The following is a 20433-nucleotide window of genomic DNA, read 5'->3' as shown; positions in this document are numbered from 1 at the left end:
AATAAATCTTATCTATCCGCTCTTTTAGGGCGGATTTTTTTATTTTTGGGCTTTACTTAACCTATAATGCTTAATTTATGATAAACTTAAAACAAAAAATGCTGGCTGTGGCGACCAGTCTCCCGATGCTCATCAGTGCTCAAAACCTTATGACACCAGAGAAATTGTGGACGCTCAAAAGAATGAGCGTTCAAGTAGTTGCTCCAGACCAATCGGGGTTAATCTATAAAGTAGGACAAACCGACTTAAAGACAGAAAAAACCAATTCCGAAAACTACTTTCTCAATTTAAAAAACAATCTTTCGTCTAAAGTTAATTTTAACGGAAAAAACATCTTCCAATGGGATAAGAATGGTATCTATGCCACGGAAGGTAAGCAGATATTCCTTTCAAAAGACCAAGGTAAAACGTGGAGTTCGTTCTATACTCTACCTGATGATGCCGATAATGTTATCGTCTCTCCTAATGGAAAAAAGATAGCTTACAGTAAAGAAGTGCTTGTAGAAAAGGTGCTTGGTAAAGAAAAATATAATGATGTACCTAATACAACAGCTCATGTTTACTCTGACCTAAACCACCGCCATTGGGATTACTTTAACCAAGGAAGATACAACCATATTTTTGTGATAGATTTGGACAAAAATAGCTCTCCTAAAGATTTACTAGAAGGTAAAAAGTGGGACAGTCCACAAAGACCTTTTGGAGGAGCAGAAGATTTTGTATTCAGCCCTGATTCCTCTCAATTATTATTTGTAATGAAGCCTTTGGAAGGAGCGGAATATGCCAAATCTACCAATACAGATATTTTCTCTTATCATTTTGATAGTGAAACTATAAAGAATCTTACGGAAGCAAATAAGGGCTATGATGTAAGCCCTAAGTTCAGCCCTGATGGCAATTATCTTACTTGGTTAAGTATGGCAAGGGACGGCTATGAGGCAGATAAAAACGACCTCAAAATAATGGATTGGAAAACAGGAGTAATAACCAACCTTACCAAAGATTGGGACGAGTCTGTTACTGGAGATTTCTTTTGGAGCCAAAACAATCAGTTGCTTTACTTTACAGCAGCTTACAGAGGTACTAAACAGCTTTTTAGCATCAGTCCTAAATCTAAAAAGGTAACTAAAATCACAGAAGGAACTTTTGATGTAAACGATATTATCACAGAAACCAAAAACCAACTTTTAGTTACTAGAACAGACATCAACCACAACGCCGACTTATTCTCCGTAAACACCAAAAGCGGAGCAATGAAGCAAGTTACCGAAGTTAATAAAGAGATGTACCAAAACATCGCCACTTCTAAATCTGAACTTAGAATGGTAAAAACTTCGGACGGCAAAGAGATGGGCGTATGGTTCCACTACCCACCTAACTTCGACCCTAACAAAAAATATCCTGCACTACTCTATTGTCAGGGAGGTCCGCAGTCTGCATTAACGCAATATTTCTCGCTTAGATGGAACTTTGCACTAATGACGGCTAACGGCTATATCGTTATCGCTCCTAACAGAAGAGGTATGCAAGGCTGGGGTGTAGAATGGAACGAAGCTATTTCTAAAGATTGGGGCGGACAACCTATGAGAGATTATCTTTCTGCTACAGATTACGCTAAAACACTTCCGTTTGTAGATGGGGACAGGATAGCTGCCGTAGGGGCTAGTTATGGTGGTTACAGTGTATTTATGTTGGCAGGGATACACCAAAACAGATTTAAGACCTTTATTTCTCACAATGGTCTATTTGATATGAAATCGTGGTATCTTAATACTGAGGAACTTTGGTTTGCGAACTGGGATTTGGGTGGTTCTCCTTACGACAACCCTCTACCAAGAGCTTATACAGAGTTTAATCCGAGTAACTATGTACAAAATTGGAACAAGCCTATGATGATTATACAAGGGCACAAAGATTACCGAGTGCCTTATGAGCAAGGACAAGGCGCCTTTCAAGCGGCAAGACTAAAAGGACTAAAAGCCAAACTACTCTACTACCCTAACGAAAACCATTGGGTGCTAAAACCTCACAACGGTCTGGTATGGCAGAGAGAGTTCTTTGATTGGTTAAAAGAAACGCTTTAAGGATACTAACATAGGATATAATAAAAAGGATAGGTTTATAAACCTATCCTTTATTGTTTTTAATCAACTGAATTAAAAGTGTTTTACATTAAATATCAAACCTTTATTTTGGAGGAAAGAGGCTTTGCGAGATGCGGGCTACTACAACCATAAGTGGAGAGGAGAACCGAACGCTAGCAAAAACATTTTCCATTTTTTAAAATTACGAAAAACTAAAAAATGGAAAAGTTTTTTGCGGATATTTTCTAGAATATTTCTGAGATTTCCTTCACCCCCGCATCTTGCAAAACCCATGTTGTCTACAGTTTTTTTAATTCCAAATGTTTGCAGTTTTTGCGTCATAAGTATTGACTTTACACTGAAATTTGTCTGTAATACTTAAAATGTGATTATAATCTTGTTCGGAATAAACTCCGATATGAACACTATGTAGTTTTTCTCCGCTTCTTTTACCTCTTTTTGCAGCAATGTTTATTGCTTCAATAATATGCTCATCGTATTCTCCAAAATTAAAACCAAAGGTTACTAATGAACCTTCTATATTCATTAATTTTTCTAAACAAAAATTTAGATATTTATTATGTGTAATTTGATTCAATTTTTGATTTCCATCACCCGCTGTAACAAAAACAGGATATTCGCCTTTAGTAATTCTTTCTTTTACATTTTCTAATAAATAATGTTCATTATCATATTGAACTTTTACAACATTAATTCCGTCATCAAATATTGGTAAACTTCCATGTAAATAGAAAACATTTTGTTCCTTGCTATATTTTCCCCATCTCAGCTCTGAATAATCTAACTCATCATTTTCTTCTTTCTTGTGATATAAATCTGTTTCCAAATCTCTACCAAATCCATCAATAATATGCTTTGATTCATTTCTCATCAATATCCAATAAAACAATAAGTCATAGTTTGTTGAAAATACAAATCCTTCTTTTGATAAGTATTCTTCCAGAAATTTGATACATGCTTTACTTTTATTTTCGGGGACTTCAAAAGCATGATATGGGTGCAATTTAGTAACTGCATCTATTAGACTTTTTTTGAGTTCAGAAATAACTACATTTATTTTCTCTTGTGTTTTTTCATCGTCACTAAAGATATGGGCTACTTTTGAAAAAGTTTCAAGTTGTCTCATAATTAATTCAAAATTTGTGGTGTTCAAAGTTTTGAATAATCCTTTAACCGCATCATTACCGTTATCTTCTATAAATTTACTTAGTGCATTATATGAAAAAATAGAATGGTCGTATGCAATACTAAAACCATTTCCGAAAAGTAAATGCTTTTTTCTTTTCTTTTTTTCTAATTGGTCTAAAATTTCGCTGTAAGTAGGTAAATCTTTATAATTCATAATTACTAATTTTTTAAGATTATGAAATTAAAGAACGCAAAATTATGCCCAAAGTAAAAAATTTGAAAAATTGAAAATATAGTAGACTTTTTGTCTTGTTTTAAATCTGAAAACGAGATTGTTGCGACATTTTTTCATAAAATTACAGGCAACAATTCTGTTTATGCAAAAAAATCTTAAGCTATCTCAAAAATACGGCTTTCTTCATTGATGTTTTTTACTACGGCTTCCGTTCGTTCTTTATGGGTATCTGTAATAAATATCTGTCCGAAATGTTCTTTGTTCACCAATTCTATAAGTTGAGCCACACGGCGGTCGTCCAGCTTATCAAATATATCGTCTAGTAACAACAGAGGCGTCTTCCCTGTAATTTCTTTAATACGGTTGATTTGAGCCAACTTTAACGCAATTAAAAACGACTTCTGCTGCCCCTGGGAACCAATTTTCTTTATCAAATCCCCACTCATCTCAAAGCGAAGTTCGTCTTTATGAATTCCTTTAGAAGTGTAGGTCAGCACTCGGTCTTTTTCTACATTTTGAGATAGGACTTCTGCCATTGTTTGCTCTTCCAAATCCGATTGGTAAACAATATCCACCTCCTCTTTACCATTAGAAATCATATTATAAAAATGCAAAAAAGTAGGCAGTAGCTGTGTGATAAATAGGCTCCTCTTTTCAAAAATCACCCCTGCATATTGGCACAAAGGCTCATCATAAATCTCTAGCGAATCTTTATCAAAATATCTATTTTTAGCGAAAGACTTTAGTAAGGCATTTCTTTGTTTAAGTGCTTTTTGGTATTGCATAATAGAGTGCAAATACTCTGCATCTACCTGCGAAATCATCGCATCTAAAAATCGTCTTCTGCTCTCCCCAGAATCAGAGATAAGATTGGTATCATAGGGAGAAATCATCACACTTGGCAAAAACCCAATATGGTCTGACAAACGAGCGTAAGACTTATCGTTCTTCTTTACCAATTTTTTAGCGTCTTTGCTTTGGATAATTTTTAATATCGTTTCTTTTTCGCCATCATCTACCACCGCCTCTAAAGTAAAGAAGTCTTCCCCCGTCAAAATATTATTAACATCAGAATTCCCTAGAAAACTTTTACCTACGGACAAATAGTGCAAAGCGTCTAAAATATTGGTCTTCCCTGCCCCATTATTCCCTACGAAACTATTGATTTCGGAGGAAAAATCAAACACTCGCTCTTGATGATTTTTGAAATTTGTTAAATATAATTTTTTGATAATCATTACTGAAAAATTGGTCAAAAATACTCCAATAAAATCAGAAATAAAAGCGGAAGCCCACAACAAGTTTCTACCCATAGAGAAAAATACCAATCGGGCTTACTTTCAGACGCACCATACACCAAAGCTAAAGCTACCACAATAGCTCCACCAAACGCCACCGCATAAAGTGTATTAAAATAAATAAACGATAGCCCTCCGCTAAAAATAAGTAAAACATAAGCCAGCCTTTTAGTCGCCGCCACGCCTATAAACTTAGGGAATGTTATCACTTTATCGCTGGATTTATCTCGTATATCAAAAGGTAACACCAATGCCGAAACATAAAGAAAACTCACCCAAAAAATAGCTCCATCTATTTTAGGTAAAAATAGCCAAGCACTTACCAAAGCCCAACTCAACCCCACATAAAATATCTTTAGTAATGGTATTTTTCGGACAAAAGTATTCAAAAAACGAGAGTTATAAGCCAACCCTAACAATAAAATCGTAAGCCATTTCAGTAAAATATCAACATTATAAAAAGACAAAATCAGCATTATGCCGAGTGCAAAACTAACTGTATTAACTACTAATATTCTACCAATGATTGGCTTTCTATATTGATATTTAGTATATAGATAACCATTAAAATAAGTGAGAAAAACCAAACTCAATAGCTCAACTGAAATCTGAACTTTGGTATTATTGACAAAAAAGACAGTCAGAGCCGTCCCCATTACGGAAACATAAATCTGACTGTCTATAATATATTTTTTTAATTGTGTAAAAATGATTTTACTCTTAGTTTTTGGAGTTCAGTTTTTTATATTTAAACCACGCCGCTAAAGAAATGGTAATCATACTCGCCCCTGTAATATAAACCCACGCTGGTACAGGGATAGGGTCTCCTGCCGCATAAGAGTGTAACCCTGAAAGATAATAATTAACCCCAAAGTAAGTCATAATAACCGAACTAAAAGCAAACATAGTTACCATATGAAAAGCATAACGCCCTCTAAGCCCTGGCACCAAACGCATATGCAATACGAAAGCATATACCATAACCGATATAAATGCCCAAGTTTCTTTAGGGTCCCAAGACCAATATCTTCCCCAAGATTCGTTAGCCCAAACTCCACCTAAAAAAGTACCTATTGTAAGCGCAAAAAGCCCTATCGTAAGCGACATTTCTGAAACGGCAGTAAGCTCTTTTATCGTGGTATCATTATGTTTTTGGAAAGTAGCTTTACTAGAAATAATGTAAAACAACAATACCATAATCCCTATAATAAAGGACAGTGCAAAGAAACCATAACTAGAGGTAATAATAGCCACATGGATTACTAACCAATAAGATTTAAGCACTGGCACTAAAGGTGTAATCTGCGGGTCTAGACTTACCGCACCATGAGCAAAGCCCATCAGAAGTACCGCCACCAAGAAACCTGCCGAAGGTATCAAAGCGTTATTATTTCTGTAAAGTAATAACCCTGCACTAATACCTACCCAAGAAATAAACATAATCGCCTCATAACCGTTACTCCAAGGTGCATGTCCCGAAATATACCATCTGATACCCAAGCCTACAAGATGCACAAGGTAACCCAATATCCCTGCTGCTAAAATCACTTTAATGACTTTATGTAACAAACGATTGGGTTTAAATAATTCTACAAAGCCAAGTACCAACAATAATGCAGCAACAACGCTATAAAAAATCATCAACTTAAAGTTGAGATTAAGTTTATTCATTAAAATTTCTAAATCTATCTTGGTTTGAGGCGGAATAACATTTTTACCCCATTTTGCTTGATAGCTCTTTACTTTATCTAGTTCTTTATCAGCAGTTGCCCACTTATCGCTCTGTGTAGCCATCAGTACCGAAGAAAGGTAAGGACCTAGTACCTCCTGTGCATTAGTATCTATTTGGAAATTAGCGTCCATTACAGAGTTCCATTTATGGTTAGGGTCGTTCTGTACAGGTATCACACGGAAATATTGCCAAGACATTAGGGCATTCATCACTTGTACTTTATCATTAAGTTTGATGACTGCTTGGTCGTACTTAGATTGTTCAGCTGGTTTTTTATGAAAAGCTTCGTTATAATCATCTTCTAAAACAAAACGAAGATTACCAAACTTATCCGCAGGGAAAAGATTTACAAGGCTAGTATAGCCCTCGTCATTCGCCTTGGTTTTTTTCTTTAATTCCTCTCCTACTTTTCCCTTAGTCTCTACCTTAATAATATGTACTTGAGCCCAAAACATCGGGTCTATAGTCGCTGACAAAAACCACTGGTTAGCATCTAATTGTTTAAAAGATTCTTTACCTGCGAGTTTTCTCAAAATATCTAGTGCCTGTGTATTTACTGGCTGTATTCTCCCATCATAACTCTGCACTAACAAAGAACCAAATTTCTCTGCATGAGCCTTATCTATATTGATGTGCTGTACCATATCATCGGCAGAAAGCACTTTTTGAGTAGAAGTTTTGGCTGTTGGCGTTTTTGGTTGTGCTTGTAGAAAACCAAAGCTCAACACCAGTAATAATATTCCTAACGCTTTTTTCTTGCTAATATCTTTCAACATTTTATTTAAAGACCAAAAACGAGTTCCTTTCCAAAACAGAGTAATAAACATTGCAATAAACATAAGTGTATAGCCTATATAGGTAATAAGCGTTCCCCAATAATCGTGATTAACCGATAGTATCGTGCCGTGTCTGTCTGCATCAAAACTAGATTGGAAGAAACGGTACCCACGATAATTAAGTACATTATTCATATAAATTTTGTATGGTGTTTGTTTACCATTATCTATAATCTGAACATGGCTCTCATAAGCAGACGGCGAAGAACTCCCTGGGTAGGTTTCCATCACAAAATCGTCTAACTTCAATGCAAATGGCGTAGTGTAAACTTTAGCACCAAACCCTAACATCATATTCATACCATCTAACGAAATTTGTTTTACCAAGTTAGGATTACCTTCTTGTACTTGTAGGCTGACTTGCTGCTTAGTTTTAGGACCTTCTACCTCTAGTAAAAGCTCATCAGGTATATTTTTATCCTTCTTTTTATCCCCAGAATAAGACACTATTTCGCCTCTTTTCAGTCCTTCAGGCACTACAATTCTCATTTGGTTAATCGTGTATAAACTTCTAAGAGATAGCGGCGTATATTCGTCTTTAGGAGATGCCCCCACTTCTTGACTCGCCATTACCATATAAGTAGCATCTACAGGTGTTTTAATGTAAAGCTTTCCATCTTGTTTTTTAAACTCCACCGCTCCGTCTATCGGTCTGTTATAAGTTACTAATGTACCACCGATATTTTTAACCTCTCCTTCTGACAGATAATATTCTAACCTTCCTGCATCGTCTGTGGTTACAAAATGAAGATACTCTTTGCCATTAGGCGTTACCTTTATACTGTCCTTCTTTCTAGGTGTGTAAGCCAACTGCTTTACTTTTATTTTTTTACCATTAAAGTCGTAAGCCGCTTTAAAGTAATGGTTGGTTACTTTAGACCAAAAAGGCACTTCTGGCGTCATCAAAAAAGGAATATCTGCATAATTAAGCACTTCCCCTTTTTCTTCTATTTGGATTTTAAAGAAATTCTTGCTAGTTACTATTTCGTTAGAAGTTTCTCCCTCACGAATGTGCATCGTTCCTTCGTAACTGATATATCTAGTAATAGCTCCTCCTATAAACAACAAAATAAATGATAAATGGAAAACCAATAAAGGACACTTTTCTCGTTTCCATAAGCGATACCTGCCAATATTGCCTATAAAATTGATGATAAGCAAAAACATAATTGCCTCGAACCATTTAGACTCATAGATAAAAGCCTTTGCCGTAGGCGTGCCATAATCGTTTTCCATAAAAGTGGCATACGCCATAGATAAAGCATAAACCAACAGCAACACCGCCATAGTACGGGTGGATACAAGAATATTTTGGATTTTTTTCATAATAATTTAATCATCAATAATGAAAAGTTTCATCATTAGCTCCGCAAAAATAAGGAGGATATTTTAAATAAAAGAATATACCTAGATAGTTTTTGTAAATTATGATATTCAGAGAAATACCATCTCCTAAAACTTACCTATCTTCTAATCTTCTCCTAACAAATCAGGTCTTTTAGTTCTAGTGATTTGTAGTGCTTGTTCGTAACGCCAATCATCTATTTTAGGAAAGTTACCACTCAATAAGACTTCGGGAACTTTCAGCCCTTTGTAATTTTCAGGACGAGTGTAAATGGGTGGGGCTAACAAATCGTCTTGAAAACTATCTGTAAGAGCCGATTGCTCATCATTAAGAACGCCTGGCAATAGCCTTATAACAGCATCTGCCAAGACACAAGCTGCAAGTTCGCCTCCCGTTAAAACAAAATCTCCAATAGAAATTTCTTTAGTGATGTGTAAATCTCTCACTCTTTGGTCTATACCTTTATAATGCCCACACAAAAGAATAAGATTCTCTTTGATAGAAAGGGTATTGGCTATTTTTTGATTAAGAGTTTCTCCATCAGGTGTAAGGTAAATTACCTCGTCGTACTCTCGTTCAGATTTTAGTTTAGAAATGCACAGGTCTATCGGTTCTACCATCATTACCATACCTGCACCACCACCATAAGGCTCGTCATCTACTTGGCGATGTTTACCTACGCCCCACTCTCTTAAATGATGAAAGTGAACTTCCGCAATGCCTTTCTCCATAGCTCTTTTAAGAATAGAAGTCTTAAAAGGACTTTCCATGAGCTCTGGTACTACACTTATAATATCTATTCTCATTGTTCTGTTCTGTTTTTTTTGTTAGGAAGTATAATCAATCTTAAAGAAGAATCTCCATTGAGATAACTCCACATCCAGTTAAAAAATATGGCGATTTTATTTCTCACCGAAAGAATCAGCATTAAATGTAAAAACATCCAAAAAAACCATGCAAAAAAGCCCTGAAACTTCATATATGGTAAATCTACCACAGCTCTATGTTTCCCTATCGTTGCCATAGAACCTTTATCAAAATACTCATATTCTTTCCAATCGTTTTCGGAGCGTTTGTTCAGATTATCACCTAAATTTCTTCCTTGATTTATAGCTACATTAGCCACCTGAGGGTGCCCTTGAGGATATTTAGGTGTTTCCATATAAGTGATGTCTCCTATCGCGAATATATTGTTACAACCTTTTATTCTATTGTAGCGGTCTACTCTGTATCTATTGTTGATGATTTGCTCTTCTGATAATCCCTCAATGATATTTCCTGTTACACCAGCTGCCCATATCACATTGTTAGACGGAATTTCCTTACCACTTTTTAGATAAACTTTATTACCATCATAGTTTACCACCCTATCATCACTGATAAATTTAACACCCAACTTATTAAGATACTCCTCAGATTTATTCTGTGCTTCTTCGCTCATTACCGCCAGCGGCTTTTTGGTAGAACTCACTAAGATTATTTCTAAGTCATTAAAATTCATCTTAGGATAATCTCTAGGCAAAATATCTGCCTTCATTTCCGCAAATGCTCCTGCCAATTCTACCCCTGTAGGACCACTCCCTACAATTACGATATTCCAATTACCATCGTCAGACCTCTTTCTTTCTATAATAAGTTTCTCAAAAGTGAGTAAAATATGATTTCTAATACTGATAGCTTCCTGAGTATTTTTCATACCATAACTCAGTTGCTCCATTTGTTCGTTACCAAAAAAATTAGTTTTGCATCCTGTGGCTATAATCAGTTTATCATAAGAAAACTCGGAATCTTCTGTAATGATTTTATTTTCTTCAGGAAGTATTTTGGTAACCTCCGTCATTCTATATTGTATATTTTTAGACTTTTGGAATATCTTTCTAAAAGGAAACGATATGTTAGAAGGTTCTATCCTCCCACATGCCACCTGATAAAATAAGGGCTGAAACATATGATGATTTACCTTATCTATCACCATTACCTTTTTCCTTTTACCATTGAGTTTTCTTGCGAGTTGCAACCCAGCAAAACCGCCTCCTATGATGATTATTTTCTCTCTTGCTTCCACAAAGTCTAAATTTAAAGATACAAATTTAAAGATTTTAATTACAACTATTACTCCTACAAGTAGCAATAAAAAACTCCTACCCAAAAAGAATTGAGTGGAAGTTTTTAAATTATTTTAATGTGATTGATTAAAGCTCTAATCCTCTTCTTTCATCACCTCCTAGCAAGTGCTCCACAGGGTTATCAATAGCTTCTTTTAGCGCTACTAAGAAACCTACAGATTCTCTACCATCTATAATTCTGTGGTCATAAGATAACGCTAGATACATCATTGGACGAATAACCACTTGCCCATCTACTGCTACTGGTCTTTGGATAATGTTGTGCATTCCTAAAATTGCAGATTGAGGCGGATTGATAATCGGTGTTGAAAGCATAGACCCAAATACCCCACCATTAGTGATAGTAAAAGTTCCTCCTGTCATTTCATCTACCGTAATTTTCCCGTTTCTTGCCTTCTCTGCTAGTTCCTTAATGCTAGCCTCTACACCACGGAAAGACATTGTTTCTGCATTTCTAAGTACAGGAACCATAAGCCCTTTAGGACCAGATACAGCCACAGAAACATCGCAGAAATCATAAGTAATCATTTGATTGCCGTCTATCATAGAGTTTACCTCTGGATACATTTGTAACGCTCTAGTAACCGCCTTTGTAAAGAAAGACATAAAGCCTAAACCTACACCGTGCTTCGCTGCAAACTCCTCTTTATATTGTTTTCTAATTCTGAAAATCTCACTCATATCTACCTCATTGAAAGTAGTAAGCATCGCCGTCTCATTCTTAACAGAAACTAAACGCTGAGCTAATTTTCTTCTCAATGAAGATAATTTAGTTGTCTTAGAAGATCTAGACCCATTAGTAGCAAATACAGAACCCATAGCCGGTACAGAAGCCTGTTCTGCATCTTCTTTAGTAATTCTACCATCTCTACCTGTTCCTTTTACTTGAGATGCCTCTACCCCTTTTTCATCTAGAATTTTCTTAGCTGCAGGAGACGGTGTTCCTGTAGCATAGGTTGCAGGAGAAGCCTCTTGTTTTGGAGCTTCTGCTTTAACTTCTTCTTTATTTTCTTCTACTTTAGCAGTCTCTTGCTTAGCTGCACCACCTTCTGGTTTAGCCGCACTCATATCAATTAGACAAACCACTTGTCCTACTTCTACTACGTCGCCTTCTTCTGCCTTTAGCGTAATGATACCACTTTCTTCAGCTGGAAGTTCTAGCGTTGCCTTATCAGAATCTACTTCTGCAATAGGCTGATCTTTTTCTACATAATCACCATCTTGAACCAACCAAGTAGCGATTTCTACTTCTGTAATAGACTCTCCCGGAGAGGGAACTTTCATTTCTAATATTGACATATTGGGGTGTTTTTTTATTATTCGTTGATTTTTATTTTTAATATTACTCTATTTCTAGATACTAAATGTTTGGTTAATTACATTAGTTTGGTTAATCTCATACTTCTTATGGCTACCTGGTGCTGGCGTTCCACTAGGAACTGGTGCAATTACTTGTACATCATACTTGCGGAAATTTCTCAAAATATAAGACCAAGCTCCCATATTCTCTGGCTCTTCTTGAACCCATACAAAATCTTTTCTGTTAGAATATTTAGACAACACAGTCTCTATTTTCTCTGAATCCAAAGGATATAACTGCTCCAGCCTTACTAAAGCTACTTTCTCATCTCCCAATTCCTCTTTTTTAGCCAATAAATCGTAGTAAACCTTACCAGAACACATCACTAATCTCTCCACCTTAGAAGCATCAGCCGTAGCATCATCAATCACTGGTTGGAAACTTCCGTTTGCTAACTCTTCCATAGAAGAAATAACCTTAGGGTGTCTTAGTAACGACTTAGGTGTCATTACCACTAACGGTTTTCTAAACGGAAACTTCATTTGCCTTCTCAATAAATGGAAATAATTGGCTGGAACTGTACAGTTAGCTACGAAAATATTATTATTAGCACAAAGCGTTAAAAATCTCTCTAATCTAGCCGAAGAGTGTTCTGCACCTTGCCCTTCAGAGCCGTGAGGTAACAACATTACCAAACCATTTTGCAGCTTCCATTTTTCTTCTGCAGCTACCAAATATTGGTCCACAATAATTTGAGCGCCATTCACGAAATCTCCAAACTGTGCTTCCCAAATGGTTAAAGTATCAGGCGATGCCATAGCATAACCATAGTCGAACCCTAAAACAGCGTACTCCGATAACAACGAGTTATAGATATGAAACTGCTGATTTTCGTTGATATGTTGTAATGGTACATATTCCTCCTCTGCATCTTCTGTTTTTACCACAGCATGACGGTGAGAAAAAGTACCTCTCTCCACATCTTCCCCAGAAATTCTCACATTGTACCCTTCTGCAAGAAGCGTAGCATAAGCTAAAAGTTCTGCCATTGCCCAATCTAACTTATCCTCTTCTATCATTTTTAGCCTTTGTTCAAAAAGTCTAGTGATTTTTCTTATGAAAGCTTTATCTTTAGGCAAAGAGGACATCTTAACTGCCAACTCTTTTAGCTGTTCAGCATTGTATTGAGTTTCTACAGCCTTTAGAACTTTTTGTTTATTTGCAGGGGCTAGATACTTAATCCAAACCTGTTCCATAAATACATCTAAAGTATTTTTTTGAATTTCTTTAGATGCATCAAAATCTTTATCAAGAAGGGTTTTAAATTCTTCCTCCATCTTCTTCAACACTCCTTCAGAAAGCACTCCTTCTTTCTCTAGTTTTACTTTATATATTTCTCTAGGACTAGGGTGTTTCGCAATGGTATTATAAAGTTTAGGCTGCGTAAAACGAGGCTCATCACCTTCGTTATGTCCGTACTTTCTGTATCCTAACAAATCTATATAAACATCTTTGCCAAACGCTGCTCTATAATCTGCCGCAAATCTAATTGCATGTACCACAGCCTCTACATCATCTGCATTTACATGCATCACAGGCGAGTCTGTTACCTTAGCAATATCCGTACAATAAGTAGAAGACCTCGCATCTAGATAGTTGGTTGTAAATCCTACCTGATTATTAACTACAATATGAACCGTTCCTCCTGTCTTGTAGCCGTCTAAAGTCATCATTTGTGCAATCTCGTAGACAATTCCTTGTCCTGCAATAGCTGCATCTCCATGGATAACAATCGGTAATACTTTTTTAAAATTATTACCGTAAGTATGGTCTATTTTAGCTCTAGAAATACCTTGTACTAAAGAAGCTACAGTTTCTAAGTGAGACGGGTTAGGCGTTAAATTGATAATTACCTCTTCTCCTGCAGCCGTTTTTATTTTCGTAGTAGAACCTAAGTGATACTTAACATCTCCAGAAAATACATCTTCCTCAAATTCTTTACCTTCAAATTCAGAGAAGATTTGCTTGTATGATTTCCCAAAGATATTAGTTAATACATTAAGCCTCCCTCTGTGTGCCATACCCAAAACCACTTCATCTACACCATGTTTTGAAGAACGACTAATAAGCTGGTCTAAAGCAGGGATTAAAGACTCTCCTCCTTCCAGTGAAAATCTCTTTTGTCCTACGAATTTAGTATGAAGATAGTTTTCAAATGCTACCGCTTGATTGAGCTTAGATAAAATCTGTATTTTTTCGTCTGCCGAAAGTTCTGGGTGATTTTCATTCTTAGAAATCCACTGGCGAATAAATTCCTTCTCCTCTACCTCACGAATATGCATATATTCTATACCGATAGAGTCGCAATAAATTTGGTCTAAATGACGAATAATGTCTGCCAAAGTAGCAGCTCCCAGCATTCCTGTTTCTGTAGCAGAGTTAAATTTAGTATCTAAATCTGACTTTGATAATCCAAAATTCTCTATAGATAAATCAGGGAGATAAGTTCTTCTCTCTCTAACAGGGTTAGTTCTAGTAAACAAATGACCTCTAGTTCTATAAGCCTCTATTAAGTTAAGAACTTTAAACTCCTTTATAATATCATCTGGGACACCTACTTGCTGAGATAAAGAAGACGCACCTACTTTTTCCGTAAAAGAATCGTCTTCACCAAAATTTTCTAGAGCAAAATCAAACCCTTGAAAAAAAGCTTTCCAAGATGGCTCTAAACTATCTGGGTATTTTAAGTACTGCTGGTACATGCTATCTATAAAATCAGCATGTGTTGCATTTAAGAATGAAAATTTATCCATTATGACAGATTTATCTGTTTTTTAAATTTAACTTTTTATATGATGCACAAATTTATTAAAAAAAAACGATTCGGAAAACTCCAATAATCAAAGTTTATTTTTTCTTTTATGTCTCTTAAGACGATACTGGTAATGCTATTTTTAGCAATACTGGTTTATTCTCTACAGGTGTTTCTATAAAGACCTCTTGTAATTTACCTGTCCTTAAGCTGTCTTCCTCTGCTTTTTTTAATAACTTATTGATAACCGAAACCCTATTAGCATAATCTCCCTTATAATACATCACATACAATCTAGAAGCATCCTGCATATGATAAGTAAAGTTGTTATCTGTAATCTCTGTTTTTTTAGACAGTGGTATTCCATAAAAATAGCTTACCTCTTTATCTTTATAGCTTTTGGCTTGAGTAATGAGCATAGGAAAACCAAATTCATCTTCTTTTTTACCCAAGTCATTCATCACAAAATTGACTACCTTATGATGGTTTTTAACTAAATCTTTAAAATAAATAGTTTTGTTTTTATTCTGAGTATTGGCATTTATTCCTACTAAAATGGCAGCTTCTTGATTTTCTACCATAAGGCTATCATATTTGATATTGGTTAAAACTTCCATTTTATCCACCTTATTACTCAATACCGCTTTTAAATTTCGAAGACTCTCATCTACCATTCCCTCAAAATTTTCTACTGAAAACAGATTAACATAACGTTCTAGAAGTGCTTTCTTTGGTGTGGTTACCATCCATATCAATCTCGTTTTTTCTCCTTTTGGCAAAAATTTAATATCTACTTTGAGAGGTGCATTAGTATCCGCATCAAAAAACTCGTATCTCAGAGTTTTTTCAAAGTTTTCATATCTAATAAATACCATTCCTACCCCTTCTTTAGCATCTACAAAGTTCATAGAACTTCCCTGCCCTTCATAAGGTAAAAAGTATTCAAATTTCAATTTAGGATTTTGGGTAAAGTACTGATACCACCTGGTAAGATTCTGAAAGTTACTAAATTGTGGATAAACTTTATCTATGGGATAATCAAGTTCTCTTTCTACTTTAAAGGATTTGCTCTCATCAACAAACAACATGGAGACCGCATAAACACCTGCCAAAAGCACCCCTAAAACTAAAACAAACTTCAACCAACGCATGAGATTATTTTTAGATTATTTCACTAGATAGCCCTCTTAAAAGTAGTTTTTTATGCATAGGCTGAATCAGTTCTAAATTACCTGTTTTCACAGTACATTTGCCTTTATAATGTACCAAGAACGTACATTGTTCTGCCTGTTCTAATGTATGAGCACATACCTCCATAAGAGATTCTATAACGAAATCAAAAGTGTTAAAATCATCATTATGCAATACAAGTTTATGCATCGCTTCCGTGGAAGACAAGACACTAACCTCTTCTTCGTTCTCTTTATTAGGGATATTTTGAAAAACCATCTTCATAGTTTGAAATAGCTACTAGTTAGCATTAGTTCCTTCCCCCGATTCTCCAAAAAAGCTATCATCATAGGTAAGCTCTACCATTTCTACACTTTTATTATTCATTTTAAGTATTTTAAAATGGTAATTTTCAAAATCAAACTCTTGATTTTCCTCTGGAATTTCTTCCAAACGATGAAGTATAAAACCTGCTAAAGTATTAAACTCACCCTCTTCAGGTAGTGGTTTTGGTAAAAAATCGTTAATTTCTTCGAGTGGTTGTGTAGCTTTAACCCAATAAGTATTTTCCCCTATTTTATCTACTATCTTTTCTTCTTCATCTTCCTCATCTTGTATCTCTCCCACCAATTCTTCCAATATATCCTCTAGTGTGATAATACCTTCTGTACCTCCAAACTCATCTATCACAATAGCAATATGTTGTTTTTTAAGCTGAAAACTCTTCAATAAGTCAGAATTTTTTTTGCTTCCAACTACAAAATAAGCCTCTCTTAAGAAACCTCTCAAATCTTCATGGGTAAGCTCTCCTTTGGTTTTAATATAGTTTCTAATAATTTCTTTGGTATAAAATATACCTATCACATTATCTATAGAACCTTCATAAACAGGAATACGAGAGTACCCACTTTCCATTATAATTTCTATAATTTCATCTATCGAAGTTTCTATATCAATAGATAAAATATTCTGGCGTGGCACCATAATCTGCTTTGCAGAATGGTCTGTAAAATCAAAAGCGTTCTTTATAATTTCGTAATTTTCCTCTTCTATCTCACCACCATCAGCACTTTGCTTTACTAGAAGTTGTAATTCTTCAGTAGAATGTATTTCATGCTCTGAGGCAGGGTTTATCTTTATCAATCTTAAAAAAGCATTAGAAATAGAGTTCATTAACCATATAAATGGTCTAAAAATATTATAGAACAATTTGAGCGGTGCCGCAATGAACAAAGTAGTTTCTTCTGCCTTTCGTATCGCTATAGATTTGGGAACCAACTCTCCAAATACTATATGCATCACGGTAATAATAAGGAAACTAAGTACCAAAGATACTGTGGTAACCGTAGTAGTATCTACACTGATACTAAAGTACTTAAACAAACCTTCTATAATATGATGAAGTGCACTTTCTCCCACCCAACCTAATGCTAAAGAGGCTAGAGTAATCCCCAACTGCGTAGCAGAAAGATAGGCATCTAAGTTTTTGATGATGTCTTCTGCCTGTTTTGCCATAGCATTACCTTCGGCAGCTTTAATTTGAATTTGAGAATAGCGTACTTTAACTATTGAGAACTCGGCAGCTACGAAAAAGCCATTTAGTAGAACTAAAAAAATTGCGATAAAAATTTTGACTATACTGTCGGGATCCATTTAATTTTATAAATTATAGTGATATGCAAAGATAAATATTTTTTTAACAACAATATATAATCTCTATAATTTTCAGCAATATTGTATTTGTAACATCATATAATATAAAAAAGGTACTAGAAAAATTTCTAATACCTTTTTATTATTTATTTTAAATGATTATTACCCGTTCTTAAGAGCCTCAGCACCAGAAACAATCTCTAAAATCTCATTAGTAATAGCTGCCTGACGGGCTTTATTATAGTAAATTACTAATTCATTCTTAAGAGCTTGGGCGTTATCTGTTGCCTTATGCATTGCTGTCATTCTAGCTCCATGTTCTGAAGCGATAGAATCTAAAACAGCTTTATAAACTTGAGTTTTTATAGACTTAGGAATAAGTACATCTAAAATCTCATTTCTATTTGGTTCGAAAAGATAATCAGTTTCTATAGCTTTATCACCTTCTTCAGAATCCTTAATTGCTATAGGCAAAAGTTTTTCCGTTTGTACTGTTTGGGTAGCAGCATTTAAGAATTTGTTATAAATAAGATACACTTCATCAAATCTCTCCTCACGGAAATCTTTCATCACTCCATAAACAATATTAGCAACCGCCTCAAAGCTAAGATTATCAAAGATATGGCTTTCATTACTATATGGAGTTCTAATCTTCTTTACTGCATCATAAACCTTCTTACCTATAGTAATCACCTCTACCTTCTTATCAGAATTTTGTGATAACTGAGCATTAAGCTCTTTAATAATAGAAGAGTTAAATGCTCCTGCTAAACCTCTGTTAGAAGATATTGCAATATACAATACTCTCTTTACTTCTCTTTGTTTAGCGTAGATAGAAACCTTATCTGCATCTGAACTTGTATTTACATTCTCAATAATTTCCTGTAGCTTTTCAGAATAAGGTCTCAACATCACGATGGCATCTTGTGCTTTCTTTAGTTTCGCAGCGGAAACCATTTTCATCGCACTTGTAATCTGCATCGTAGAAGAGATGGAAGTTATTCGCCCTCGTATTTCTTTTAAATTTGCCATATTTTATGGATTCAAAATTTAAAACTCCGAGTTTAAAAATTATTTTCTAAACTCGGAATTATGAGTTATTTTTAGTTATACTTAGATGCTAAATCATTAGCAGCTTGTCTTAGCACACCTGTAATTTCATCATCAATTTTACCAGCCTTAATCTTAGCCATAGTGTCAGGGTGCTTAGACCTTAAGAATTCTACATATTCTTTTTGGAACTCTTTAACCTTATTTACAGGTACATTTCTCAATAAGTTTTCTGTACCAGCGTAAATCATCGCCACTTGGCTATCTACAGGTAGTGGAGAGTTCACTGGTTGCTTAAGAATTTCCACATTTTTCTCACCTTTTGTGATTACCGCTAAAGTTGCAGCATCAAGGTCAGAACCGAATTTAGCAAACGCTTCTAATTCTTTATATTGTGCTTGATCTAACTTAAGTGTACCTGATACTTTTTTCATTGATTTAATCTGAGCGTTACCTCCTACTCTAGATACAGAGATACCTACGTTGATTGCAGGACGTACCCCTGAGTTAAATAAATCTGACTCTAAGAATATCTGTCCATCTGTAATAGAGATTACGTTAGTAGGGATATAAGCAGATACGTCTCCCGCCTGAGTCTCAATAATTGGTAATGCAGTAAGAGAACCTCCTCCTTTAACGATTGGTTTTAAAGAATCAGGAAGGTCGTTCATTTGCTTAGCAATGCTATCATCAGCAATTACCTTAGCAGCTCTTTCTAAAAGTCTAGAGTGTAAGTAGAATACGTCCCCTGGATAAGCCTCACGACCTGGTGGTCTTCTTAATAAAAGTGAAAGCTCACGATAAGCTACGGCTTGCTTAGATAAATCATCATAAACGATAAGAGCAGGACGACCTGTATCACGGAAGTACTCCCCAATAGCAGCACCTGCCATAGGAGCATATACCTGCATAGGTGAAGGGTCTGAAGCATTAGCTGCTACTACTACTGTATAAGCCATAGCTCCTTTATCCTCTAATGTTTTAACAATTTGTGCTACAGTAGAACCTTTTTGACCTACTGCAACATAAATACAGAATACAGGTTCACCAGCGTCATAAAACTCTTTTTGGTTAAGAATCGTATCTATCGCTACAGTAGTTTTACCTGTTTGACGGTCACCAATGATAAGCTCTCTCTGACCTCTTCCGATAGGAATCATAGAGTCAACCGCTACGATACCTGTTTGCAAAGGCTCATTAACTGGCTGCCTGTAGATAACCCCTGGTGCTTTTCTTTCCAAAGGCATCTCATAAAGCTCTCCTCCAATAGGACCTTTACCATCTATAGGGTTACCTAGAGTATCTACAACTCTTCCCAACATACCCTCTCCTACTTTGATAGAAGAAATTCTGTTAGTTCTTTTAACAGTATCCCCTTCTTTTACTTGTTTAGACTCTCCTAGTAGAGCAACCCCTACATTATCTTCTTCTAAGTTTAATACAATTCCTTCAATACCACTTTCAAATTTAACAAGCTCACCGTATTGTACATTTTCTAGTCCATATACACGAGCAATACCGTCTCCTATTTGAAGCACTGTACCTACCTCCTCAACATTAGATTGAGTATCAAAATTTGCTAATTGCTGTTTTAAAATTGCAGATACTTCTGCTGGATTTATTTCTGCCATTGTATGGTTATT

At 35.4% G+C, this 20433-nt stretch carries 14 protein-coding genes; 1 reads left to right on the top strand and 13 read right to left on the bottom strand.

Annotated elements, in window-relative coordinates:
* Positions 1-77: 77 nt before the first annotated feature.
* Complete coding sequence (locus tag VIX88_RS12600) at positions 78-2084, top strand: S9 family peptidase (protein WP_081271761.1); 2007 nt, start codon at positions 78-80, stop codon at positions 2082-2084.
* 310 nt (positions 2085-2394) lie between these two features.
* Here the strand turns inward: VIX88_RS12600 and VIX88_RS12595 are convergent, their stop codons facing one another.
* The 13 genes from VIX88_RS12595 to atpA all read right to left on the bottom strand — a co-directional run bounded on the left by VIX88_RS12595 (position 2395) and on the right by atpA (position 20421).
* Complete coding sequence (locus tag VIX88_RS12595; RefSeq protein WP_214193927.1) at positions 2395-3447, bottom strand: DUF4917 family protein; 1053 nt, start codon at positions 3445-3447, stop codon at positions 2395-2397.
* Between the two features lie 176 nt (positions 3448-3623).
* Complete coding sequence (gene recF / locus VIX88_RS12590) at positions 3624-4706, bottom strand: DNA replication/repair protein RecF (protein ID WP_214193926.1); 1083 nt, start codon at positions 4704-4706, stop codon at positions 3624-3626.
* 14 nt (positions 4707-4720) lie between these two features.
* Positions 4721-5155 carry a hypothetical protein gene (locus tag VIX88_RS12585; RefSeq protein WP_237190342.1) on the bottom strand — a complete coding sequence of 145 codons (435 nt, stop codon included), beginning with the start codon at positions 5153-5155 and terminating at the stop codon, positions 4721-4723.
* 331 nt (positions 5156-5486) lie between these two features.
* The gene (gene ccsB / locus VIX88_RS12580; RefSeq protein ID WP_064970645.1) at positions 5487-8660 is read right to left on the bottom strand and encodes a c-type cytochrome biogenesis protein CcsB; all 3174 of its coding nucleotides are present in this window, start codon (positions 8658-8660) and stop codon (positions 5487-5489) included.
* Between the two features lie 144 nt (positions 8661-8804).
* The gene (gene trmD, locus VIX88_RS12575) at positions 8805-9485 is read right to left on the bottom strand and encodes a tRNA (guanosine(37)-N1)-methyltransferase TrmD (RefSeq protein ID WP_004919912.1); all 681 of its coding nucleotides are present in this window, start codon (positions 9483-9485) and stop codon (positions 8805-8807) included.
* On the bottom strand, positions 9482-10828 hold the full coding sequence (locus VIX88_RS12570; RefSeq protein WP_064970646.1) for an NAD(P)/FAD-dependent oxidoreductase: 1347 nt from the start codon (positions 10826-10828) through the stop codon (positions 9482-9484). Before VIX88_RS12570 ends, trmD begins: the two co-directional genes overlap by 4 nt.
* A gap of 43 nt (positions 10829-10871) precedes the next feature.
* Complete coding sequence (gene odhB, locus VIX88_RS12565; protein ID WP_064970648.1) at positions 10872-12104, bottom strand: 2-oxoglutarate dehydrogenase complex dihydrolipoyllysine-residue succinyltransferase; 1233 nt, start codon at positions 12102-12104, stop codon at positions 10872-10874.
* Between the two features lie 54 nt (positions 12105-12158).
* On the bottom strand, positions 12159-14918 hold the full coding sequence (locus tag VIX88_RS12560) for a 2-oxoglutarate dehydrogenase E1 component (RefSeq protein WP_214193925.1): 2760 nt from the start codon (positions 14916-14918) through the stop codon (positions 12159-12161).
* A gap of 115 nt (positions 14919-15033) precedes the next feature.
* A complete protein-coding gene (locus tag VIX88_RS12555; RefSeq protein ID WP_064970652.1) occupies positions 15034-16068 on the bottom strand; it encodes an SRPBCC family protein in 1035 nt (344 codons plus the stop codon).
* A 10-nt stretch (positions 16069-16078) separates the two neighbouring features.
* Positions 16079-16366 carry an ATP-dependent Clp protease adaptor ClpS gene (locus VIX88_RS12550; protein ID WP_038694318.1) on the bottom strand — a complete coding sequence of 96 codons (288 nt, stop codon included), beginning with the start codon at positions 16364-16366 and terminating at the stop codon, positions 16079-16081.
* A 21-nt stretch (positions 16367-16387) separates the two neighbouring features.
* On the bottom strand, positions 16388-17740 hold the full coding sequence (locus tag VIX88_RS12545) for a hemolysin family protein (protein ID WP_153929135.1): 1353 nt from the start codon (positions 17738-17740) through the stop codon (positions 16388-16390).
* A 162-nt stretch (positions 17741-17902) separates the two neighbouring features.
* Complete coding sequence (gene atpG, locus VIX88_RS12540; protein ID WP_014938498.1) at positions 17903-18772, bottom strand: ATP synthase F1 subunit gamma; 870 nt, start codon at positions 18770-18772, stop codon at positions 17903-17905.
* Positions 18773-18843: 71 nt separating this feature from the next.
* Positions 18844-20421, bottom strand: a complete 1578-nt coding sequence (gene atpA, locus VIX88_RS12535; RefSeq protein WP_004919940.1) for a F0F1 ATP synthase subunit alpha — start codon at positions 20419-20421, stop codon at positions 18844-18846.
* Between the last annotated feature and the right edge of the window lie 12 nt (positions 20422-20433).

This window comes from Riemerella anatipestifer, assembly GCF_035666175.1.
GTDB classification, from domain to species: Bacteria; Bacteroidota; Bacteroidia; order Flavobacteriales; family Weeksellaceae; genus Riemerella; species Riemerella anatipestifer_D.
The sequence above is the reverse complement of the archived record's forward strand: the minus strand, read 5'-3'. Positions and strand labels throughout refer to the sequence as shown.